23 protein-coding genes are annotated in these 22176 nt (G+C 66.8%); 11 read left to right on the top strand and 12 right to left on the bottom strand.

Annotated elements, in window-relative coordinates:
* Nucleotides 1-356 precede the first annotated feature (356 nt).
* A complete protein-coding gene (gene tenA / locus ACN6O8_RS17540) occupies nt 357-1019 on the bottom strand; it encodes a thiaminase II (protein WP_427992284.1) in 663 nt (220 codons plus the stop codon).
* 179 nt (nt 1020-1198) lie between these two features.
* On the opposite strand from tenA, the gene ACN6O8_RS17535 reads away from it, so the two are divergent.
* The 3 genes from ACN6O8_RS17535 (at nt 1199) to ACN6O8_RS17525 (ending at nt 5424) form a co-directional block, all read left to right on the top strand.
* Nucleotides 1199-1705, top strand: coding sequence for an RNA polymerase sigma factor (locus tag ACN6O8_RS17535; protein ID WP_427992283.1), 507 nt, complete (start codon nt 1199-1201; stop codon nt 1703-1705).
* Nucleotides 1706-1716: 11 nt separating this feature from the next.
* On the top strand, nt 1717-2709 hold the full coding sequence (locus ACN6O8_RS17530) for a FecR family protein (protein ID WP_427992282.1): 993 nt from the start codon (nt 1717-1719) through the stop codon (nt 2707-2709).
* Nucleotides 2710-2994: 285 nt separating this feature from the next.
* Nucleotides 2995-5424, top strand: a complete 2430-nt coding sequence (locus tag ACN6O8_RS17525; protein WP_427992281.1) for a TonB-dependent siderophore receptor — start codon at nt 2995-2997, stop codon at nt 5422-5424.
* A gap of 97 nt (nt 5425-5521) precedes the next feature.
* On the opposite strand, the gene ACN6O8_RS17520 is transcribed toward ACN6O8_RS17525, so the two are convergent.
* The 3 genes from ACN6O8_RS17520 to ACN6O8_RS17510 form a co-directional block, all read right to left on the bottom strand.
* Nucleotides 5522-5797, bottom strand: a complete 276-nt coding sequence (locus ACN6O8_RS17520) for a hypothetical protein (RefSeq protein WP_427992280.1) — start codon at nt 5795-5797, stop codon at nt 5522-5524.
* Nucleotides 5798-5802: 5 nt separating this feature from the next.
* Nucleotides 5803-6372: a PH domain-containing protein gene (locus ACN6O8_RS17515; protein WP_427992279.1), complete on the bottom strand. Its 570-nt coding sequence runs from the start codon at nt 6370-6372 to the stop codon at nt 5803-5805.
* Nucleotides 6373-6534: 162 nt separating this feature from the next.
* On the bottom strand, nt 6535-7320 hold the full coding sequence (locus tag ACN6O8_RS17510; RefSeq protein WP_020925942.1) for a 3-hydroxybutyrate dehydrogenase: 786 nt from the start codon (nt 7318-7320) through the stop codon (nt 6535-6537).
* A gap of 303 nt (nt 7321-7623) precedes the next feature.
* Between ACN6O8_RS17510 and ACN6O8_RS17505 the strand changes: the two genes are divergently transcribed.
* From ACN6O8_RS17505 to ACN6O8_RS17495, 3 genes are all read left to right on the top strand, one after another.
* Nucleotides 7624-8286: an N-acetylmuramoyl-L-alanine amidase family protein gene (locus tag ACN6O8_RS17505; protein WP_427992278.1), complete on the top strand. Its 663-nt coding sequence runs from the start codon at nt 7624-7626 to the stop codon at nt 8284-8286.
* 150 nt (nt 8287-8436) lie between these two features.
* The gene (locus ACN6O8_RS17500; protein ID WP_427992277.1) at nt 8437-9639 is read left to right on the top strand and encodes a hypothetical protein; all 1203 of its coding nucleotides are present in this window, start codon (nt 8437-8439) and stop codon (nt 9637-9639) included.
* A gap of 23 nt (nt 9640-9662) precedes the next feature.
* A complete protein-coding gene (locus ACN6O8_RS17495) occupies nt 9663-10511 on the top strand; it encodes a lysozyme inhibitor LprI family protein (RefSeq protein ID WP_427992276.1) in 849 nt (282 codons plus the stop codon).
* 66 nt (nt 10512-10577) lie between these two features.
* Here ACN6O8_RS17495 and ACN6O8_RS17490 read toward each other — a convergent pair whose 3' ends face one another.
* Both ACN6O8_RS17490 and nhaA read right to left on the bottom strand, forming a co-directional pair.
* Nucleotides 10578-10979, bottom strand: a complete 402-nt coding sequence (locus tag ACN6O8_RS17490; RefSeq protein ID WP_427992275.1) for a DUF488 domain-containing protein — start codon at nt 10977-10979, stop codon at nt 10578-10580.
* A gap of 49 nt (nt 10980-11028) precedes the next feature.
* Nucleotides 11029-12252, bottom strand: coding sequence for a Na+/H+ antiporter NhaA (nhaA, locus tag ACN6O8_RS17485; protein WP_427992274.1), 1224 nt, complete (start codon nt 12250-12252; stop codon nt 11029-11031).
* Nucleotides 12253-12757: 505 nt separating this feature from the next.
* Between nhaA and ACN6O8_RS17480 the strand changes: the two genes are divergently transcribed.
* Nucleotides 12758-13918: a glycosyltransferase gene (locus ACN6O8_RS17480; RefSeq protein ID WP_427992292.1), complete on the top strand. Its 1161-nt coding sequence runs from the start codon at nt 12758-12760 to the stop codon at nt 13916-13918.
* Between the two features lie 30 nt (nt 13919-13948).
* On the opposite strand, the gene ACN6O8_RS17475 is transcribed toward ACN6O8_RS17480, so the two are convergent.
* The 4 genes from ACN6O8_RS17475 to ACN6O8_RS17460 form a co-directional block, all read right to left on the bottom strand.
* Nucleotides 13949-14413: an HIT family protein gene (locus ACN6O8_RS17475; protein WP_427992273.1), complete on the bottom strand. Its 465-nt coding sequence runs from the start codon at nt 14411-14413 to the stop codon at nt 13949-13951.
* Nucleotides 14410-14859: an N-acetyltransferase family protein gene (locus ACN6O8_RS17470; RefSeq protein WP_427992272.1), complete on the bottom strand. Its 450-nt coding sequence runs from the start codon at nt 14857-14859 to the stop codon at nt 14410-14412. The genes ACN6O8_RS17475 and ACN6O8_RS17470 overlap by 4 nt, the downstream gene beginning before the upstream one ends.
* A 20-nt stretch (nt 14860-14879) precedes the next feature.
* A complete protein-coding gene (gene pap, locus ACN6O8_RS17465; RefSeq protein ID WP_427992271.1) occupies nt 14880-16346 on the bottom strand; it encodes a polyphosphate:AMP phosphotransferase in 1467 nt (488 codons plus the stop codon).
* Nucleotides 16347-16445: 99 nt separating this feature from the next.
* Complete coding sequence (locus tag ACN6O8_RS17460; protein WP_427992270.1) at nt 16446-17309, bottom strand: MBL fold metallo-hydrolase; 864 nt, start codon at nt 17307-17309, stop codon at nt 16446-16448.
* A gap of 125 nt (nt 17310-17434) precedes the next feature.
* On the opposite strand from ACN6O8_RS17460, the gene ACN6O8_RS17455 reads away from it, so the two are divergent.
* Genes ACN6O8_RS17455 through ACN6O8_RS17440 form a run of 4 tightly spaced genes read left to right on the top strand, consistent with a single transcriptional unit; the run spans nt 17435 to nt 19889 of the window.
* The gene (locus ACN6O8_RS17455) at nt 17435-17773 is read left to right on the top strand and encodes an ArsR/SmtB family transcription factor (RefSeq protein ID WP_427992269.1); all 339 of its coding nucleotides are present in this window, start codon (nt 17435-17437) and stop codon (nt 17771-17773) included.
* A complete protein-coding gene (locus ACN6O8_RS17450; protein ID WP_427992291.1) occupies nt 17767-18198 on the top strand; it encodes a YeeE/YedE family protein in 432 nt (143 codons plus the stop codon). Before ACN6O8_RS17455 ends, ACN6O8_RS17450 begins: the two co-directional genes overlap by 7 nt.
* A gap of 1 nt (nt 18199) precedes the next feature.
* Nucleotides 18200-18637, top strand: a complete 438-nt coding sequence (locus ACN6O8_RS17445; protein ID WP_427992268.1) for a DUF6691 family protein — start codon at nt 18200-18202, stop codon at nt 18635-18637.
* Between the two features lie 13 nt (nt 18638-18650).
* Nucleotides 18651-19889, top strand: a complete 1239-nt coding sequence (locus tag ACN6O8_RS17440; RefSeq protein ID WP_427992267.1) for an NAD(P)/FAD-dependent oxidoreductase — start codon at nt 18651-18653, stop codon at nt 19887-19889.
* A gap of 83 nt (nt 19890-19972) precedes the next feature.
* Here ACN6O8_RS17440 and ACN6O8_RS17435 read toward each other — a convergent pair whose 3' ends face one another.
* Both ACN6O8_RS17435 and ACN6O8_RS17430 read right to left on the bottom strand, forming a co-directional pair.
* Entirely contained in the window at nt 19973-21241 is a 1269-nt protein-coding gene (locus ACN6O8_RS17435) for a phenylacetate--CoA ligase family protein (RefSeq protein WP_427992266.1), read from the bottom strand.
* An 82-nt stretch (nt 21242-21323) separates the two neighbouring features.
* A complete protein-coding gene (locus tag ACN6O8_RS17430; RefSeq protein WP_427992265.1) occupies nt 21324-22166 on the bottom strand; it encodes an ABC transporter ATP-binding protein in 843 nt (280 codons plus the stop codon).
* Nucleotides 22167-22176: the final 10 nt, after the last annotated feature.

The raw sequence follows: 22176 nt of genomic DNA, 5'->3' as shown, positions 1-22176 counted from the left end.
CGACAAAGCGCGACCAATCTCGATTCTCTAGGCTTTTTACAAGGGGCAAATCAATCGTTGTCGCCCCAGTTGAAGGAGCCAAGCATGAACCTGGACGAATCGATCCAAAAACACGCCGAGTGGAAACTGAAGTTCCGCGCCGCCATCAGCCGCAAGGAGCAGATTGACGCAGACACCATCGGCAAGGACAATTGCTGCTAGCTAGGAGGCTGGCCCTGGCGGAGAGGGAAATGGGCACGGGAACCGCCTATTCGCAAGCCTCTACCGCGGTCGGCGCGGCGGTCATCGCCTTCAAGCGCCATTTGTAAGGGGTAGCCTCCCCGGGCGCCTGCCGCGAGGCAGGCGCCACCTCGCGTTTACACCGGCCATTCCCCCAACCGATACGCCGAATCCCAGAACATCCACTCCAGCTGCGCCGCATGCGTGTACGCCCGGTGCATCTCATCCCGCGTCTGCGCCGACGCCTTCTCGGCCGCCTGATCCACCGACGCAATCACTTCACGCACCAGCGCGTGGAATTCATCCCCGGCATACGTATCGATCCAGGCCCCATACGGATTCGGACGCGTCGCCCGCGAGTGGATGTCGCGCCCGATCTCGGCATAGATCCAGAAGCACGGCAGCAGCGCGGCCAGCGCCACCGGATACGGCGCGCTCCAGGCCGTGGCGATGAGGAAGCTGGTGTAGTGATGACTGGCGGGCGACAGCGGCGTGCGGGCGAACGTCTCGGCGTCGATGCCGAACTGCTTCATGAAGCCTTCATGCAGGCTGCGCTCGACCACTACGGCGTTCTTGGCGGCGTCGGCGAACTGCACCACGCCGTCGGCGTGGTCGGCCTTGGCGGCGGCGACCGCCAGGGCGCGGCCGAAGGCCAGCAGGTAGTGCGCGTCCTGAATCATGTAGTGGCGGAACGCCTGTTCGCTGAGCTGGCCGTTGGCCAGTTCCTGGTTGAATGGCATGGTGCGCGTTTTCTCGTACAGCGCGGCGTTGCGCGCCCAGGCGTCGGTGCTGAAAGGCATGGCATTCCTCAAGGCAGGGTCGAACGGTGCGCCAGGGCGCGCCGTGGTGGTGGCCCCAAGGGTATCAAGACTGGCGCGCGGGGAGCGTGGCGCGGCGCTGGCAGCGCCCAGGGTATTCATTAATTGAGAATCATTGTTAATATGGCCGTCCTTTTTGCCTTGACGCGACGTTCGGCCCCATGCCTCGCCCCACCAACCCCCTGAAAGGTTGGCTCGCCTATTACGGCGAGCTGGTGGGCTCGTGGGCCAAGCGCAATTCGCGTCCTTGCGACGCCGAGGATGCGGCGCAGGACGTGATGGTGCATCTTTTGAGCGATGGTAATGTGGCGGCGGTTGCACCCAAGTCCTATCTGTACCGGGCGACGCAGAATCGGCTGATCAGCGAGATCCGGCGGCAGGAGCGGCATCCGCAGACTTCGCTGGAGATGCTGGCGGCCGAAGACCATCCACTGCTGCAGGATCCCGAAGCGGGCGTGCGCGCGCGGCAGTTGGCCGAGGCGCTGGAACAGGCGCTGGCGAGCCTGCCGCTGAAGAAGCGGCAGGCCTATGTGTGGCACAGGCTGGAAGGCTATTCGCAGCCGGAAATCGCGCAGCGCATGGGCCTGGCGCTCAATACGGTTGAACGCTATATCATGGACGCCACCCGTGAAATGCGCGAACAGCTCGAACGTTTCTGCCCGGATTGACCCGCCGCGCGATGACTGAATCCCCCTACCCCGACACCCTGCGTGACCCGCGCGATGCCGCCGCGTACTGGTTCGCGCGCGTTCGTTCGGGGCGGATGGATGCCGCGCAGCAACAGCGCTTCGAGGCCTGGCGGCAGGCGGACCCGGCGCATGAGCGGGAATACCAACGGGCCTGCGGCCTCTGGAATGGGTTTGCGTTGGTGGATCCGGCCAGGTTGCGGGCGCTGGCGGCCGAACCGGTGCCGCCGTCCGTGCGCCGGTCCCGGTTACGCAAGCCTTGGGTGGTTGGCCTGGTACTGGCGTGTGCCGTGGTCGTTGCCGGCGTGGCGCTGCCGCAGTGGTTCATGGGGACGCCGGTGTTCAGCCAGCAGTACGCGACGCAACCGGGCCAGCGTATGCAGGCATCGCTGCCGGACGCCTCCGTGGTGGATCTGAACACCGCTACGCGGTTGTCGGTGCGCCTGTTCGAAGATCGCCGCGTTGTCGAGCTTCAGGCGGGCGAGGCCACTTTCACGGTGACGCCGGATCCGCAGCGGCCTTTCTACGTGGAGATGGGCGCGGCCACCGTGCGCGTCACGGGCACGCGCTTCAATGTGCGCCGCGATGGCGAGATGGTGCGGGTGGCGGTGGATTCGGGCACCGTGGCCGTGCAGTCCGGCCACTGGTGGAATCGCAGCCAGGTGGTGCTGACTGGCGGCCTGGGCACGCGCACGCTGGCGCAAGGCGGGTTGTCGCCGTCGGAAAAGGTGGCGGTGTCGGACCTGTTGGCCTGGCATGCGGGCCGGGTGGTGTTCCGCGACCAGGCGTTGGCGGATGCGGTGGCCGAGATGAACCGCTATGGCCGCATGGACATGCGCGTCGCGGACGTGGCCGTCGGGCGCATCCATATTTCCGGGGTGTTCAGCGTGGACGACCCGCAAGCGTTTCTCGATCTCCTGCCCGCGATCGCGCCGGTGCGGGTGCAGATCGCGGCCAATGGCGTCGCGACGATCCTGGCACGTTGATTTGGCTGGCACGACAGCGTGCGCCGGGTTGTCGGCGTGAGGCGCTGGCCGGTGCGGCAAATGCCGTCCGCGAAGCGTTTCATTTAGTTTCAAATGACCGGCGATTTTTCATCAGGGATTGGGCGCGCCACGGCGTCCTGGGGATAGGCGTGTCGATCAGCGCCGCTTCATATCGCCACGTTCGCGGGCCGTTCAGGCCCGCCGGCGCCGATCCCAGGAAAAATCATCAGGAAAGTTCGTTCCGTGAACCGTTCAACCATTGGATTCCACTCATCGCCGCGCAGGTTGGCGTCTGCCCAAGGCCTGGGTGCGCTGGCCTTGTCGTTGTTGCTGGGGGCGGCCTTGTCGCCGGCCGCGGCGCAGGAAGCGGCGCTGCAGCTCAGCATGCCCGCGCAGTCGCTGGAAAGCGCGCTGGTCGATCTGGCCACGCGGGTCTCGTGGGATCTGGCGTATTCGCCGGATGCCGTGCGCAATCTGCGTGCGCCGGCCGTGTCGGGCCGGCTGACGCCGGACGAGGCGTTGCGCGCGTTGCTGGCGGGCTCCGGCCTGGTGTTTGAAAGAACGGGCAACCGGGTCGCCCTGTCGCGCGGAGCCGGCGATGCCAGCGTGGTGATGCAGAGCATCACGGTCGTGGGCAAGGGTAATGAGTTCACGGAAGGCACAGGCTCGTACACCACCGGCGCGATGAACACGGCGACCAAGCTGCCGCTGACCATCCAGGAAACGCCGCAGTCCGTCAGCGTGGTGACTCGCCAGAAGCTGGACGACTTCGCGATGCAGACCATCGATGACGTCGCCAACAGCACCACCGGCGTGACCGTGAACCACTGGAGCAACGATCGCTCGCGTTATTTTTCCCGCGGGTTCACGATCAATACCTTCCTGCTGGACGGGATGCCCGTGACCTACGAGACGGACACGTCCACCTACAGCACGACGGCCATGTACGACCATGTGGAAGTGGTCCGGGGGCCGACCGGCCTGATGACAGGCATGGGCGATCCGTCGGGCGCCATCAACTTCGTGCGCAAGCAGCCGACCGACGTGGCGCAGTTCATCGCCACCGCGCGCGCGGGCAACTGGGATAACTTCTCCGGAGAATTCGATGCGAGCGGCCCGTTGAATGACAGCGGCTCGATCCGGGGGCGCTTCGTCACGTCGCAGCAGTCGCGGCAGTATTTCACGGATGGCTATAGCAGCCGCAAGCATCTGTACTACGGTGTCGTCGATATCGACCTGACCTCGCGCACCACGCTGAGCCTGGGCGGCCATTCCAACACCGAGGACAATCCGGGGTCGGAATGGATGGGGGTTCCCACGGCCCCCGACGGTTCGCCGCTGGATATCCGGCGGTCACGGCGGTTTTCGCCCTCATGGAGCTATTGGGACAAGAAGGAATCGAGCCTGTTCGCCGAGCTCAAACACAAGTTCGACAGCGGCTGGGTGGTCAAGGCCGCCGCCCGCTCCGTCAATGCGTCCTCGGCGCTGGACGGCGCCTATTTCGTCAGTGGCAGCTATGACGCGCAGGGCAATATGCTTTACGACGTGATGGGCGGCCGCTATGACTACGACAAGAAGCAGCAGAGTTTCGACGTGTCGGCGCAAGGGCCGGTCAAGCTGTTCGGCCGCTTCCACGACATTGCGCTCGGGGCGAGCTACCGCAAGGATACGTGGCACGACGACGGCTACAGCTACCTGGATTCGCCGACCGGCTACTACATGCTGGGCGGCGTCAATCCGTACACGTGGAACCCGGATTCGATTCGCCGTTCCGACTTCGTGAAGGACACGCTCTGGAGCCGCGACCAGCGCTCGGCACTGACGTCGGCCTACGCCACCGGCCGTTTCCGCCTGGCGGACCCGCTCAGCATGATCCTGGGCGCGCGGCTGGATTGGTTCGACTTCGACAACAAGCAGTTTCAAGGCGCCTGGAGCAGCCATCGCAAGTTCAGCGAAGACAGGCACTTCACGCCGTACGCCGCGCTGACCTATGACCTGAACGACAACCACTCGGTCTACGCCAGCTATTCCAGCATCTTCAAGCCGCAGTATTACCTGGACACGTCGGGCACGGTGCTCAAGCCGGTGGACGGCACCAACTATGAAATCGGCCTGAAGGGCAGCTATCTGGACGAGCGCATCAACGCCGCCATCGCGGTGTTCTCGACGACGCAGTCCAATCTGCCGCAGGCGGTGACCGATATCGCGTCGTGCTTCGTCGCCACCAATTGCTATCGGGCGGTGGGCGAGGTCAAGAGCGAAGGCGTGGAGATCGACATCAATGGCGAGCTGCTGCCGCGCCTGAACGTGGGTATTGGTTACTCCTACACGCGCGCCAAGGTGTCTTCGGGCGGCATCGACGGCGCCGCGGGTCAGCCCTATGCCAGCTATGTCCCGCAGCATCAGTTGAAAGTCGCCGCCATGTATCACCTGCCGGGGGCGTACGAGAAATGGCGGATCGGCGGCGCGGTGCGGGCGCAGAGCAAGACCTCGACGCAATCGTTGACGAGCGCGGAGGGCTACGTGGTCAAGCAGTCGCCGTTCACGGTGGTGGATCTGGTGGCCGGCTACAAGGTGAACCGGCAGCTGGATATCCAGTTCAACGTCAACAACCTGCTCGACAAGCGCTATTTCGAGTCGATGCAGGGCAACAACGGCGGCAATTACTACGGTACGCCGCGCAGCTTCCTGCTGACGACTCGCTATCAGTTCTAGCGGCATGGCTGGCTGCGCATCGCGACAGCGATGGCGCAGTCAGTTGTGGCGGCATCATCGCCGGCGCAGAGCCTGTCCGCCGGCATTCGCGCGAGGATCAGACGTCGTCGAAATAGAACGCCTTGTCGATCTTCGCTTCGAGCGCCAGATAGGTGGGCGATTCCTGCCAGTTCTGAGTGAAGCCGATCAGCAGCAGCACGCCGACGGCCGCGCCGATGGCGCCGATCCAGCCGAAGCCGAAAGCCAGCATGAGCAGCGGTCCCGCGCAGACCAATGGCAGCCACCATTGCAACAGCAACTTCAGCAGCATGCCCAGGCAGAAATAACCGACGATCAGCGCCACGATGATGGCAATGACGATCAGGAATTCCATGGCTTTCAGGCCGCCAGGATGCGGGCTTTCTGCTCGGCGAACTCCGCCTCGGTCAGCACGCCACGGTCGCGCAGGCTGGCCAGCCGCTCCAGCTTGGCGATGATGTCGTCGTCGGGTCCGGCGGCCCTGGTGGCGGCGGGCTGCTGCATGAAGCGCGCCTTGCGCGCCTCGATGGCCTGCTGCACGCGGTTGGTGAACCGCATGACGGTTTTCTTCCAGACATTGCGGATCTGGTAGCTGCCGGCGCTGTCCTGGATGGAGATGCTGCCGAACATGATGCCGGTTTCGCCGGAGACGGCGTTGACCTTGTCCAGGTCGATCGCGGTCTGGCGCAGACCGTAGACCAGGCCCTTGTCCAGGAAGATGATGCGCCGGTCGGTCAGGGTGATGAGCCAGGTGTTGTTGTTCATCATGCCGCTGGTGAAGGCGAGCACTTCCTCGCCGTCGTGCAGCACGTGGGGCAGGTGATTCAGTTCCTTCTTGGTGAAGAACTGGTCGTCGCCCATTTCCTGGGCGATGGCGTTGTAGCGCGCCTTCAGTTCCTCGGGCGACGCGTTTTTATAGTCAAAGGCCATGCACGTCCTTGCATCCGGTTATGGCATTGGCAGCCAAGAGCGCGCCTATCTTAAGCCAGGGGCGAGGGATGCGGATGCGCGGCAGGGAAAAACCCCCGCACCGGCGGTGCGGCGAGGAGGTTTCGCGCGTGTCGATTGTCGATCCGCGAGGCATCAGGCGCCTTATTGCATGTACCACCCATGGCTGACCACGAACGATTGCCCAGTGAACGCCGCGCTGGGGAAGGTCGACAGGAACAGCGCCGTCTGCGCCACGTCCTCGACGGTGGTGAAGACGCCGTCTACGGTGTCGCCCAGCATCACTTTCTTGACCACGTCTTCCTCGCTGATGCCCAGTTCCTTGGCCTGTTCGGGGATCTGCTTTTCGACCAGCGGGGTGCGCACGAAGCCGGGGCAGATGACGTGCGAGCGCACGTTGTGCTTGGCGCCTTCCTTGGCCAGCACCCGCGCCAGGCCCAGCAGCGCGTGCTTGGCGGCGACGTAGGCGGACTTGAGCGGCGAGGCCTCGTGCGAGTGTACCGAGCCCATGTAGATGACGACGCCGCCGCGGTCGTCCTTGTACATGTGCTTGAGCGCGGCCTTGGTGGTGAGGAAGGCGCCATCGACGTGGATGGCCTGCATCTTCTTCCAGTCGGCGAAGGCGAAGTTCTCGATCGGGTTGACGATCTGGATGCCGGCGTTCGAGATCAGGATGTCGATGCTGCCATAGGCGGCGGCGACGCGGTCGATGCCCTGGTTGACGGCGTCTTCGTTGGTGACGTCCATGGCCACGCCCATGGCCTTGCCGCCGGCCTGTTCGATTTCGCGGGCGACGGCGTCGGCGCCGGCCTGGTTCAGGTCGGCGATGGCGACCGCGGCGCCCGCGCGCGACAGGGTCAGCGCGATTTCCTTGCCGATGCCGCTGGCGGCGCCGGTGACGACGGCGACTTTTCCGTTCAGATTGCTCATGCTGGGAACCTCCGGGTAAGGACGCCGCGAGCCGGGATGCGCCCGCGGATGCGAGGGGCATGACTTCGATGGTAGCGCGCCAAAATGAGAGCGGCCTGAACACGAACAGCCGGTAACCATCTATGTCATTTGCTTCGCGCCGCAAGGGGACATTGCCGATCACGGCCCGCTGCGCGAGAATCCGCGGCAGTCGGTGTCGCCGCGAGGGCGTTTATCCGGATTTCTTACAGAGCGAAGGCAACCGTGTCATCAGTCAAGGCGGGTCGGGTGGGCAGGAACGTAGCGGACAAGTGGGCGCGGCGCATGGCGACGTCCTTGCTGGTCCTGGCGGCAGGCGCGGCGCAGGCCGCCCACGTCGTGGTGGACACCGGCCATACTCCCAAACAGCCGGGCGCGACCGGCGCCAGCGGCCGGGTGGAGTATCTGTACAACCTGGATCTGAGCGGTGCGGTGGCGGCCGACCTGACGGCGCTTGGGAATCGCGTGACACGGGTATCGGCCGACGGCGCCGAGGTGCCGCTGGGCCGCCGCGCCCGGATCGCGCCCGATGCTGATTTCTTCCTCTCGATCCACCACGATTCGATGCAGCAGCAGTACATCGACGCCGGCCGCCAGCGCGAATTCGCGGGGTTCGCCCTGTTTGTCTCGCAGCGCAATCCGCGCTACGAGGACAGCCTGCGCTGCGCCCAGGCGATCGGCGAGGCGTTGCTGGCGGCGGGCGAAAAGCCGTCGCTGTATCACGCCGAACCCATCGCCGGTGAAAACCGGCCGTTGCTGGACCGGCGCCTGGGCGTGCACCGCTACGACGGGCTGGCGGTGCTCAAGACCGCCACCATGCCGGCGGTGCTGGTGGAGGCGGGCGTGATCGTGAATCCGGACGAGGAGGCGCGTCTTGCCAAGCCGGAGACCATCCAGCGGCTGGCGCGCGCGATTGCCGGCGGCGTGCAGGCCTGCCAGGCGCGGTAGCGCCACTCGCGGGCCCCGGAAACTGGTGATGGCCGGCGAGATGGATAAAATCCCGGATTCGAGGGGGCGGGCCGCGCCGCCCAACGCGGGGATGACGGCGCGAACCGGAGGCGATCCGGCCCGTGGCATGTGTTCCGAGGACAAGGACTGATGATGCTGAAAAGAAAACTGACGACCCTGGCCATGGGCCTGGCACTCACGCTGACGGGCCTGTCCATGGCGCCCGCCCAGGCCCAGGCGCCCGCGCAGCAAAAGGAAGAGCCCGAGCGCTATGGCCCGTTCTTCTACCTGCCCAGCGAGCCGAACCTGCTGATCTACGTCGGCGCGGTCAGCGCCAACGACCTGCTGCACATGAAGAAGGCGTTGCGTGAGCATCCGACCATCTCCACCCTGATCCTGCAGAACAACGGCGGCGGCCTGGTGCATATCGGGCTGGTGGTGGCCGAGGAGGTCTACGAGCGCGGACTCAACACGTACATCCCCAAGGACAGCTACTGTGCCTCGGCGTGCGCGTTCGTGTTCTTCGCCGGCCGCCAGCGCCTGGCCGAAGGCCGGCTCGGCGTGCACCAGATCACCGCGCCGGAGATGACGGGCGAACAGGCGCAGTTCGGCGTGTCGGATATCGTCACCACCCTGCCCAAGTATGGCGTGTCTGCCGACGTGTTGGGCATCATGTTCAGCACGCCGTCCAAGGAGATGTATTTCTTCTCGCCGCAGGAGATCATCAAGTACGGCATCAATCGCACCGGCAATGTGAAGACGGCCGCCAACGAGCCGCAGCAGGGCGGGCAGCGTCCGGCGCCGGCGCCCACGCCGGCCGCCGCGCCCGCGCCGCAGGCCCAGGGGCCCGCCGACGACACCCGTCTGCCGCCGCGCAAGCCGGCCGCGCCCGATGCCGCGTCGGCGCCGTCGGGCCCGCCGCCGGTGGCCAATCCCTACATGACCAAGGATCCCGCGCCGGCGCCGCTGTCCGACGAGCAGCGCGCCATCAACGCCGCCACCCTGATGATCCAGGCGGGCAGCGGCACCAATGACGAAGCAATGAATTTCACCCGCGAGTTCTACGCGGATACGGTCGACTACTTCAAGAAGTCGCGCCCGAAGTCGGAGATCCTGGCGGACAAGAAGGCCTATTTCGCGCGCTGGCCGGTGCGGCGTTTCGTGGTCGATCAGAATTCGCTCAGGGCCAAGTGCCAGGACCAGATGTGCATGGTCAAGGGCCTCTACGATTTCAAGGTGTCGAGTCCGGAACGCGGCAAGACCGCGACCGGCACGTCCAATTTCACTTACGTTCTTGACCTGCGCAACCGCTACCGCATCGTCATGGAAGACAGCGAGGTCGTCAGCCGCTGAGGCGGCGGCCCGGGAGCAGCACAATGAGTTTCGGCAAGCGCGCGGCCCAACTGCTGGGTCTGGTCGGGATCAGCGTCGTATCGGCATCCGCGTCGGCGATCAATTGCCAGAAGGCCGGCAACCCGGCCGAGAAGCTGATCTGTTCGGATCGCGCGGCGGTGGCCGCCGACGCCGAGTTGAACCGGGCCTACGCCGCCTTGCTCAAGCAGGCGCCGGACGCGGAGATCCGGACGATGCTGGTGGACAGCCAGCGGCGCTGGGTGGCGGCGCGCGATCTGCGGCTGGAAGGCCTGGCGTCCGATCCCGAATCGTTGCCCGGCGACAAGACGCCGGCCGCGGTCGCGGCCGATCTGATCCGCGCCCGCGCCAGCGAGTTCAAGGAACGCAGCAAGGGCGACAACCTGCCCCGGATGATCCGCGTGGCGTTGGATCAGCGCGAGTTCCGCAAGCAGTTCACCGGCGGCCCGTATTCGGGCTATGACGCTTCCTGCGACGTGCTGCCGCCGGACTACAAGTATTACGCCTGCTTTGCGACGCGCCACTACCAGAACCATGACCGCGTCTGCAGCACGGACGAATACTGGGCCACCGGCTCGGTCTACGTCCAGCGCTACGTGGCGAAGGTAATGGACAACAAACCGGTGCCGGTGGCGTCTTGCTCGTACAACGGCAACGACGAAAACTGCCCGGGTAGCATTGCCGATGATGCGCGCTGGAATACCGGGCCGAAGGTGCGCGCGGCGACTTATCCGTCCAAGCCCTTGCCCCAGGTCGATGGCGAGGTCGACGACAGCGACGATTACGACTGGATCAAGGCTTGCCTGACGGACAGCAACTTCCCGCTGTCCCTTCCGACCTCGCCGGGCCGCTAGCGCGCCGCCCCGCGCGCGGGGCGATCCGCCCAGGCCGCTGCGCGGCGCTGCGGAATGTTGGCGGGCCTAGCCCGCGGCTCGCGACGAGCGCCTGCGGTGGCGCCGGGCGCAGTCCTGTAGCGCGTCGCGCAATACCACCGCCTGGTTGTGCTCGGTATCGCGGGCGCCGTACAGCAGGGTCAGCGGCCGTTCGCCGGCGGCTTCGAGCAGGGCGGCCATGCGGGCCTGCTGGTCGGGTTCAGCCAGTTCGGCCAGGTATTTTTCGCGGAACGTGTCCCAGCGGTCGTCGACGTGGCAGAACCACTTGCGCAGTTCGGCGCTGGGGGCGAGATCCTTGGCCCATTCGTCCAGTTCCAGGTCGGCGCGGCGCAGGCCGCGCGGCCAGAGGCGGTCCACCAGGGCCCGGTAGTGCCCATCGGGCCCGATGCCTTCATAGACGCGTTGCACGGAAATGGCGGACGGCTTCATGGCGGCTCCTGTCACGGATGCCACCAGTCTACCCCGGCCAAGTACCGTCCTAGGCGGCCGCCTTGGCCGCGGGCACGGCGGCGCCGCCGGCGCGCAGCAGCAGGAACCCCACGACCGCCGAGGCCAGCGAGCCGGTCAGGACCCCGATCTTGGTGGCATCGACCGCGGCCGGATCGGTGAAGGCCAGCGCGCCGATGAACAGGCTCATGGTGAAGCCGATGCCGCACAGCAACGCCACGCCGTACAACTGCGTGAAACTGGCGTGGCGCGGCAGGCTGGCGACTCCCGACTTGATGGCCAGCCAGGCAAACCCGAACACGCCCAGTTGCTTGCCCAGGAACAGACCCAGCGCCACGCCCAGCGGCACGGGTTGCGCCAGGCTCGACAGGCCCATGCCGGCGAACGACACCCCGGCGTTGGCGAAGCCGAACAGCGGCACGATCAGCAAGGCCACGGGCTTGTGCAGCGCGTGCTCCAGCGCGTGCAGCGGCGAGTGCGCGCCGGCCTGGCCCTGGTTCTGCGGACGCAGCGGAATGGTCAGCGCCAGCGCGACACCGGCCAGGGTGGCGTGCACGCCAGACTTCAGCACGAAATACCAGAGCACCACGCCGATCAGCAGATAGGGCGCCAGGCGCAGCACGCCGGCCCGGTTCAGGCAGACCAGGCAGGCCAGCAGCGCGCCGGCCATGGCGAGCGCGAACAGATTCAGTTGGGACGTGTAGAACAGCGCGATGATGACAATGGCGCCGAGGTCGTCCAGGATCGCCAGCGCGGTCAGGAATACCTTCAGCGAGGTCGGTACGCGGCTGCCCAGCAGCGCCAGGATGCCGAGCGCGAAGGCGATGTCGGTGGCGGCCGGAATCGCCCAGCCCCGCAGCGTATCGGGGCTACCCAGGTTGATCAGCACGTAGATCAGGGCCGGTAGCGCCATGCCGCCGAGGGCGGCGATGCCCGGCAGCACGATGCGGGCCGCGCCCCGCAATTGGCCGTCCAGCACCTCGCGTTTGATCTCCAGGCCGACCAGCAGGAAGAACACCGCCATCAGGCCGTCGTTGATCCAGTGCAGCACGGATTCCTTGAGCACCACAGACCCGGCCTGGAACCCCAACTTGGCGCCGAGCACCTCGAAATAGCGGGGCGCGAGGGGGCTGTTGGCGATGATCAGGGCGACCACGGCGGCCAGCATCAGGACGTAGCCGCCCAGCGCTTCCGAGCGAAGAAACGCCTGCAGGAAAGAGGTGGGCCGGGACGGGTGCGGGGCCTGCAGGGTCAATATTCGCTCCTTGATTGTTGCGATGCAGCATAAAACCTGGATATTGAATATTACCTGAATTCAGACCAGTCTTACGCATAAAAGGCGTTGATTTCTATAGGATTTGACTCTGTTCGGTGCGCAAGCCGATTCCCGGCTTCCCATTCCGAATCAGTCATTCAGTACCGCTGGAGATCACGCCTTGTCGCCGCTTTATGTCTTGACGTACCACCCGCAAGCGGACGGCCCTGGCCGGATGGTGGAGGTGCGGCTGGAGGCCATGGCGACGCCGGGGCCGGCCTATCGGTTGGCCCATTTGCAACCTAGCAACCAAGTGCGGGACTGGGCAGCCCAGGGGGCGCGGTTCGGCCTGTCCGTTGTCGGGGCCATCCGTGTCTGGCTGGGCGGCAGGCTGGTTGCCGGCGAGGATCCGCGCGATGGCGCTCCGCCCCTGTCGTCCGACGATTGCGCCTACCTGGGGGCGTACCTGGCCTGGCAGCGAGCCACCTGGCAGGAAGGGGGAGCCATGCCCGGGCCCGATGGTGCGCCCGGCGCCGCGCCCGATGGCGCCAGGCCGCGGCTGCGCATCCTGCATACCGAGGCGGCGACGTCATTCGGCGGACAGGAATACTGCATCTACAAGGAAATGCTGGCCATGCGCGAGCGGGGCCATCATCTGGAAGCCGTCTGCCAGCCACGGGCGGAATTGGGCGTGCGTCTGCAACAGGCCGGCTTTCGCGTGCACACGATGCCGATGGACGGCACGGCCAATTTCTGGAGCGCGATCGCCACGATTCGCCGGCAACTGCGCCGCACGCCCTTCGACGTCGTTCATACCCACAGCCGGCGCGACACCGTGCTGGGAGCCATTGCGGCGCGCCTGGCGGGTACGCCGTTGATCGTGCGGACCCGTCACCTGGCCAAGCCGATCCATTCGCTTTATGCCTATACGTGGCTGGCGCACGGCGTGATCGCCGTCAGCGATTTCGTGCGGCGCCAGTTGCTCGACGGCGGCGCTTCGCCGGACCGGATCGCCATGATTCATTCACCGGTCGAACCGCTGAGCGCGGACGACGGCAGCCGCGTCCGGCGCGAGCTTGGCCTGGCGGCCGACACGCCCGTGATTGGCTGCGTCGCGGCGATGCGTGCCGATAAGGGCCTGGCGGACTTGCTGGACGCCTTCAAGCGCATCAGCGCCCGCCACTCGCGGGCGCACCTGGTGGTGGCGGGCGACGGCGAACCGCTGTTGTCGTTGTTGCGGGAGCGCGCCGTGGCGCTGAACCTGGCCGGCCGGGTTCATTTCCTGGGCCGGCGTGACGATGTCGGCGATGTCATGCGGGCATTCGATGTTTTCGCGCTGCCGACCCGCAGCGAAGCGCTGGGTACGGTGTTCATCGAGGCCGCGGCGCTGGGGCTGCCGGTGATCGGCGGCGATGTGGGCGGGGTGCCGGAGACCCTGTTGCCCGGTGTCTCGGGCCTGTTGGTGCCGCCGGGCGAGGTGGTGCCGTTGGCGCGGGCGCTCGATGAGCTGCTCAGCGATGCGCCGCGCCGGCTCGCCATGGGCCGGATGGGCCGCGCTTATGTCGAGAGCGGCCGTTTCAGCCCCGCCGTCACGGCCAGCCAGGTCGAGTATGTCTATCTGCGCTGGCTGGCCACCCGCGGCTGGCGGGCCGGCGGCGGGCGGTGACGCCGGGCCGGCGCGTTTCCTGCCGCTGTCTCAGTGCCACAGTAGCGCGTTCATGGCCTCGACCAGCCGGTCGCGGTAACGCGGCAGCAACGCGCGCAGGCGTGCCTGGCGCGCGTGCCAGTCGGCGGACTCGGCACCCGCGGCGATACGCGGGGCCGCCCAGATCGGGTCGGGGAAATGGCGGTCGCCGCGCCAGCGCGGGATGACGTGCCAGTGCAGGTGCGGCACCATGTTGCCCAACGAGGCCAGGTTGATCTTGTCGGGCGCCAGGATCGCCTGCTGCGTTTCCTCGACCACATACACGGCCCGCATCAGCAGGTCGCGGCCATGGGTCGACAGGCTGGTCATCTCGGCCAGATGGGCGTTCCACACCACCCGGGTGAAGCCCGGGTAGTCGGGGTCGTCGACCTCGATCAGGCGCAGGTGCGGACCGCGCCACAGCAGCGTGCCGCCGTCGGTTTGGCACAGCGGACAGTCCGGATCGCGCGCGCTCACGGCAGCACCTTGCGGTATTGGACGAAGCCGGAGCGGTCGGCGATGCGGTCGTACAGTTGCATGGCGGCGGCGTTGGTCTCGTGGGTCAGCCAGTAGACGCGGGCGCAGTTGGCGGCCGCGGCCTGGGCGTAGACGTGTTCGATCAGCTTGCGGCCCGCGCCGGTGCCGCGGGTGCCGGGCTCCACGTACAGATCCTGCAGGTAGCAGTAGTCGCCGGCCGTCCAGGTCGAGCGGTGGAAGATCCAGTGCACCATGCCGACCGCCTTGCCGCTGTCATAGGCCAGTGCCGCGTGCATCGGTTCGGCCGGGTCGAGGAAACGGGCCCAGGTGTTGCGGGTGACGGCATCGGCGATGTCGACGCGATAAAAGTCCTGGTAGCCCTTCCAGAGCGGCAGCCAGACATCAAAATCGGCGGCGACGGCGGGGCGGATTTCGGCGGAGCTCATGGCTCGGGGCCTCCTGCGGGTCAGAGTTGATTTTCCAGGGTTTCGACGATGTGCCGCAGCACTTGCGGGCGAGCGTAGCGCTTGTCGTTGGCCGACACCAGATGCCACGGCGCGTGCTGCACGTCGGTGCGCGCCAGCATCTCATTGGTGGCGGCGGCGTATTCCTTCCACTTGTCGCGGTTGCGCCAGTCGTCGGGGGTGATCTTGAAGTTCTTGAACGGTGATTTCTCGCGGTCCTTGAAGCGTTCGAGCTGTACGTCCGCGGTGATCGCCAGCCAGAATTTCAGTACCAGCGCGCCGTTGCCGGCCAGTTGCGCTTCGAAATCATTGATTTCGGCGTAGGCGCGGCGCCATTGCGACGGCGGGGTGATTTTCTCGATCCGTTCGACCAGCACCCGGCCGTACCAGGATCGATCAAAGATGGCGATGCGGCCGCGCCGCGGCACATGGCGCCAGAAGCGCCAAAGATAGGGTCGCGACAGTTCATAACTGTTGGGCGCGGCCACCGGCGTGATGTCGAACTGGCGCGCGTCCAGGGCGTGGGTGATGCGGCGGATGGCGCCGCCTTTGCCGGCGGCGTCCTGGCCCTCGAACACCAGCACCAGCGAGCGTTCCTGGAATTTCTTCGAGCGCGCCGCGCGCGCCAGCCGGCCTTGCAGCAGACCGAGTTCGGATTCGTAGTCGTCGCGATCCAGCTTGGCGTCGTAATCCAGCTGGCCGAGCCGGTCGAGGATGCGGGCCGGGCTGGTGTGGGCCACGAACGACGGCGGGATGCGCGGCACGGTCTGCTGGCGCAGGGCGGCCAGGACCGCCTCGGCGGTGCGCGCGGCGCGCATGTTTTCGTCGGCGCTGGGAATCACCACCCAGGGCGCGTGGCCGCTGTCGGTGTGGTTGATGACCACCTGGCCGCTGTTGCGGATGCGATCGTATTTTTTGTGTACCTTGAGATCGATCGGGCTGACCTGCCACGACGTCTCGGGGCTGGCCAGCAGGCGCTCGGCCCGCGCCCGTTGGGCGTCGGACGACAGGTGGAACCAGAGCTTGAGGATCTGCACGCCCTCGGCCGCCAGCATCGCCTCGAAGCGGCGGATGGCCACCGACTGCGCTTCGATGCTGTCCTGGTTGGGTTTCTTGCGGGCGGCTTCGCGGATCAGCGGCGTGTACCAGGAACCGAAGACGATGCCGGTGCTGCCCTTGGGCGGCAGGTCCTTCCAGTAGCGCCACATCGGTGGCCGTTCCAGTTCATCGCCTTCCGGCGGGCCGTAGGCCAGCGTCCGGATATGGCGCGGGTCCATCCATTCGTTGAGCAGGTTGACCGTGGCGCCCTTGCCGGCGCCGTCAATGCCGGCCACCACCACCAACAGGGATTTCTCGGCCTTCCGCAGGCGCTGGTACTGCGCATTCAGCAGCGCCACGCGCAGGCGTGCCTCGAGCGGCTTGAAGGCTTCCTTGGGCAGGACTGGGTCGGCTTCGGCTTCGGCGAACATGGGTTTCCGTCTGATCGGCAATCGGATGACCGGCCGATCTTGCGGGATATCCCGGCGCCGCGCAAGTGCGTTGCCGAGCGGGCCGTGGCAGGCGCCGGCCTAGAGGGCGTTGACCGGGATCTTGAGGTAGCGCACGCCGTTGTCTTCGGCCGGCGGGAAATGACCCGCGCGGATGTTGACCTGGATGGCGGGCAGGATCAGCGTGGGCATGGACAGGGTGGCGTCGCGCCGGGTGCGCATGGCGACGAAGTCGTCTTCGCTGATGCCGTCGCGCACGTGGATGTTGCCGGCGCGCTGCGCGGCCACGGTGGTCTGCCAGGCTGCCTCGCGGCCGGCGGGGGGATAGTCGTGGCACATGTACAGGCGGGTGTCGCCGGGCAGGCTCAGCAGGCGCTGGATGGAACGATAGAGCTGATGCGCGTCGCCGCCGGGAAAGTCGCAGCGCGCGGTACCCACATCGGGCATGAAGAGGGTGTCGCCGACGAACACCGCGTCGCCGATGCGATAGGCCATGTCGGCGGGGGTGTGGCCGGGGACATGCATGGCGCTGGCGGCGAGGGCGCCGATGTGGAATGTTTCGCCGTCGGCAAACAGGTGGCCGAACTGGGAGCCGTCGAGCTGGAATTGCGGCTCGAGGTTGAAGATCTTCTTGAACACGCCCTGCACGGTGCGGATGCTTTCGCCGATGGCGATGGTTCCGCCCAGTTGCCGTTGCAGGTAGGGCGCGGCGGAAAGGTGGTCGGCGTGGGCGTGGGTTTCCAGCAGCCACTGGGGGCGCAGGCCGTGCTCGCGCACATAGGCGACGACGCGGTCGGCGCCTTGAGTGGCGGTGCGGCCCGATTTGGGATCGTAGTCCAGCACCGGATCGATGATGGCACAGGCGCCGCCGGGGGCGGGTTCGTGCACGACGTAGGTAACGGTGGCGGTGACCGGGTCGAAAAAGGCTTGGATCTGTGGCGTCATGGTGGTCGCCTCGGCCGGAGAACGGCGGGGTCGATGGAACAATATATATTTTTCAATAATATTGTTGGATAGTTTATTAGTCAATATAATGATCAAACTCCTTGCCGTCGATTGGCCCCCATCAAATGAATGCTCCCCTTACCCCATGCGAAGTCGCCGCGCTGCGCGCATCCGCCTCGCAGGCCTGCACCTTGCTCAAGGCGCTGGCCAACGAAGACCGCCTGCTCCTGTTGTGCCAACTGGTGCAAGGCGAGCGCAATGTCGGTGAACTCGAGTCCCTGACCGGCATCCGCCAGCCGACCCTGTCGCAACAACTGGGCGTGCTGCGTGACGAGGGCCTGGCCACCACCCGCCGGCAGGGCAAGTACGTGTACTACCAGCTGGCCAGCTTCGAGGTCAGCCAGGTCATGAAGACCCTGTCCAGCCTGTACTGTGGCCGGACCCTGGCGGCGCTGGCATCATGATCGACACCACTGCATTCACGCCCTGGAGCGCGCTGGCCGGCGGCGCGGTCATCGGTGTCGCCGCCGTCCTGATGATGCTGGGCGCGGGCCGCATCGCCGGCATCAGCGGCATCCTCGGCGGCCTGTTGCCGCCCGATCGCAATGCCGCCTGGCGCCTGGCGTTCCTTGTGGGGCTGTGCGCCTCACCCTGGCTGTATCAATTGGGTAGCGCGCTGCCGCCGATCGTGGTGGACGCCGGCAATGGCCGCCTGATCGCGGCCGGCCTCCTGGTGGGGATTGGCACCCGCTACGCCTCGGGGTGTACCAGCGGCCATGGCGTTTGCGGCCTGGCGCGCGGGTCGCGCCGTTCCCTGGTGGCGACCGCGCTGTTCATGGCGGCCGGCTTTGCCACCGTATATGTCGTGCGGCACATGATCGGAGCCTGACATGGTGGCCTTGTTCGCATTTCTCGCGGGACTGGTATTCGGGCTGGGATTGATTGTCTCCGGCATGGCCAACCCCGCCAAGGTGCAGGGGTTCCTGGATCTGGCCGGACGCTGGGATCCGTCGCTGGCCTTGGTGATGGGCGGCGCGCTGGCCGTGACGGCCGCGGGTTTTGCCTGGCTGCGCCGCCGCCGCGTCAGCCTGTCCGGCGAACCGCTGCAATGGCCCACGGCCACGCGCATCGATCCGCGGCTGGCGTTGGGCAGCCTGGCGTTCGGCGCGGGCTGGGGGCTGGCGGGTTTCTGTCCGGGGCCGGCGCTGGTGGCGGCGGCCGCTGGCGTGCGCGAGGCCCTGGTCTTCGTGGCGGCCATGGCGGCCGGCATGGCGCTGTACTCGGTGATCCAATTTATGACGAACCGGCCGCCCCGGACTGGTCGCTAGAAGGGAGACAAGCATGCAGACGGCAGCACAGGCGCGACGTGATTTCGACGTGGTGGTGGTGGGCGGCGGTTCGGCGGGCATCGGCGTGACCGCCAGCCTGTTGCGGCGTCGACCGGATCTGCGGATCGCGGTCATCGAGCCGAGCGATCAGCACTACTACCAGCCGGCCTGGACGCTGGTGGGCGGGGGCGCGTTCGACGTGGCCAAGACCGTGCGGCCGACGCGCGCGGTGATGCCGGCGCGCGCCGCCTGGTTGCAGGGCGCCGCGGCCGGTTTCGAGCCCGAGGCCAACCAGGTCCGGCTGGCTGACGGCAGCGCGGTCGGCTACCAGCAGCTGATCGTGTGCCCGGGCTTGCGGCTGGCCTGGGACAAAGTGGAAGGGCTGTCCGATACCCTGGGCCGCAACGGCGTCAGCTCCAACTACCGCTTCGACCTGGCGCCCTACACTTGGGAACTGGTGCGCGGACTCAAGGGGGGCAAGGCGTTGTTCACCCAGCCCGCGATGCCGATCAAGTGCGCCGGCGCGCCGCAGAAGGCCATGTACCTGGCGTGCGACCACTGGCGCCGCGGCGGCGTGCTGGATCGTATCGAGGTGGAGTTCGACCTGGCCGGCGCGGTGCTGTTCGGCGTGCCGACCTTCGTGCCGCCGTTGATGCGCTATGTCGAAAGCTACGGTATTTCGCTGGCCTTCAATTCGGCGCTGGTGGCGGTGGACGGGCCGGCGCGCAAGGCCTGGTTCGACGTCAAGGATGCCGAGGGCGCGGTCACCCGGGTGGAAAAGTCGTTCGACATGCTGCACGCGGTGCCGCCGCAGGTGCCGCACGACTTCCTGCGCCAGAGCGCGCTGGCCGACGCGGCCGGCTGGTGCGAGGTCGATCCGGCCACGCTGCGCCATGTGCGCTATGGGAATATCTTCGGGCTGGGTGATGGCATCAGCACCCCCAATGCCAAGACCGCGGCGGCGGCGCGCAAGCAGATCGTCACCGTGGCCGAGAACCTGCTGGCGGTGCGCGAGGGCCATGCGTTGCCGGTCACGTACGACGGCTATGGCTCCTGCCCGCTGACGGTCGAGCGCGGCCGCATCGTGCTGGCCGAGTTCGGCTATGGCGGCAAGCTGCTGCCCACGTTCCCGCTGGATCCGACCGTGCCGCGCAAGAGCGCATGGTTCCTGAAGGCGACGATGCTGCCGTGGATCTACTGGAACGGCATGCTCAAGGGCCGCGAATGGCTGGCCCGTCCGCTGGGTAACTGACCTTCGCCGTTGCCGCGGATGAGGCGGTGTCGCGCCCGGGCTTTGCCGGTCCCGGGCGCGCGCCTTTCTTCTTCTTATCCTTGCTATTCGTAGGTGCGGATGTCGTCGATGACCTTGCCGTCGTTCGGCAGGGAACCGGCCTCGGCCCATTCGACGTCGCCGCGCAGCTTGGTCACGTCGCGCACCGATTCGGCGATGCGCGCGCCCAGGTCTTCGCCGCGCACGCGCGATTCCACCCGCAACACCATTTTGTCCGACCCCGTGGTGCCGCTGATCACCAGACGCGCCCGCAGGATTTCGGGATGGCGGCGCACCACGTCGGCCACCTGCGAGGGATGCACGAACATGCCGCGCACCTTGGTGGTCTGGTCGGCGCGACCCATCCAGCCCTTGATGCGGGTGTTGGTGCGGCCGCAGGGCGAGATGCCGGGCATGACCGCCGACAGGTCGCCGGTGCCGAAGCGCACCAGCGGGTAGTCGGGATTGAGCGTGGTGACCACGACTTCGCCCACTTCGCCGTCGGGCACCGGTTCGCCGGTGCCGGGGCGCACGATTTCGACGATGATGTCCTCGCCCAGCACCAGGCCCTGGCGCGCGGGCGTCTCGAACGCGATCATGCCCAGGTCGGCGCTGCCGTAGGCCTGGTAGCCCTCGATGCCGCGCGCCGCCAGCCAGTCGCGCAGCGACGGCGGAAAGGCCTCGCCGGATACCAGGGCGCGGCGCAGTGAATCCAGTTTGACGCCGAGCTCGTCGGCCTTTTCCAGGATGATCTTCAGGAAACTGGGCGTGCCGGTGTAGCCGCTGGGCGCCAGATCCTGGATGGCGCGTACCTGCTGTTCGGTCTGGCCGGTGCCGCCAGGGAACACGGTGCAGCCGACGGCGTGCGCGGCGGTTTCCATCATCGAGCCGGCCGGCGTGAAGTGGTAGGAAAAGCAGTTGTAGGCCAGTTCGCCAGCGCGAAAGCCCGCCGCGTACAGCGCGCGGGCAAAGCGCCAGTAGTCGGCGCGCGCGCTCTCGGGTTCATAGATCGGGCCGGGCGAGGCGAACACGCGCATGGCTTGGCCCCAGCCGATGGCCGAGAAGCCGCCGAAGGCCTTCTGCGCGCCGGCGGGTTGCGCGGCCTGCTCGCGGCTGTGCTGCTGGCGTTCCAGCAGTTCGTGCTTGCGCAGCACCGGCAGCCGCGCCAGCGCGGCGCGCGAGGTGACCGTGGCGGGGTCGATGCCGCGCAACTGCTCGGCAATTGCCGGCGCGCGGGCGATGGCGCGGGCGATGGCGCCGGGCAGGGCCGCCATCAGCTCGCGCTCGCGTTGCTCGGGCGCTCGGGTTTCCAGGACATCGAAAAACTCGGACATGGGATCGCACCCTCTCGTGTGCCGTACTGCGGTGTCGTTGCCGGCGGCGGGCCGGACCGCGCCGGCGTCGCCGCATCAGGGATCAGGCCAGCCAGCGTTTGCGGCGGCGGTAGAACTTGTTGTCGCGGAAACTCTTGCGTTCGCCGCTGGAAATGCCCAGGTAGAACTCTTTGACGTCCTCGTTCTGGGCCAGGTCCTGCGCGGCGCCGTCCATCATCACGCGGCCGTTCTCCAGGATGTAGCCGTAGTCGGCGTAGCGCAGCGCGATGTTGGTGTTCTGCTCGGCCAGCAGGAAGCTGACGCGCTCGCGCTGGTTCAGGTCGCGCACGATTTCGAAGATCTCCTCGACGATCTGCGGCGCCAGTCCCATGGACGGTTCGTCCAGCAGGATCATGTTGGGGTTGGCCATCAGCGCGCGGCCGATGGCGGTCATCTGTTGTTCCCCGCCCGAGGTGTAGCCGGCCTGGCTGGCGCGGCGCTGCTTCAGGCGCGGGAAATACTGGTAGACGCGTTCGAGCGCGGCGCTGGTTTCGCCCCGGCTGAGGTCGCGGGTGTAGGCGCCGGTCAGCAGGTTTTCCTCGATCGTCAGGTGGGCGAAGCAATGGCGGCCCTCCATCACCTGCACCACGCCGCGCTTGACCAGCTCGGCCGGCGACAGCTTCTCGATGCGCTGGTCGCGGTACTGGATGTGGCCCTTGGTGACGTCGCCGCGCTCGCCCTTGAGCAGGTTCGAGATGGCGCGCAACGTGGTGGTCTTGCCGGCGCCGTTGGCGCCCAGCAGGGCCACGATCCGGCCTTCCGGCACCTGCAGGGACACGCCCTTGAGCACCAGGATGACGTGGTTGTAGATCACCTCGATGCCGTTCACATCGAGCAGCACCTTGGGGGTGTCGGCGGTAGTAGCGGTAGTCGTTGCTGCGGTCATGGCGGTTCCT

Source organism: Achromobacter sp. (assembly GCF_050285565.1).
Taxonomy (GTDB): domain Bacteria; phylum Pseudomonadota; class Gammaproteobacteria; order Burkholderiales; family Burkholderiaceae_B; genus Achromobacter.
Note: the sequence above shows the minus strand (reverse complement) of the source record. Positions and strands in the feature narration are given on the sequence as shown.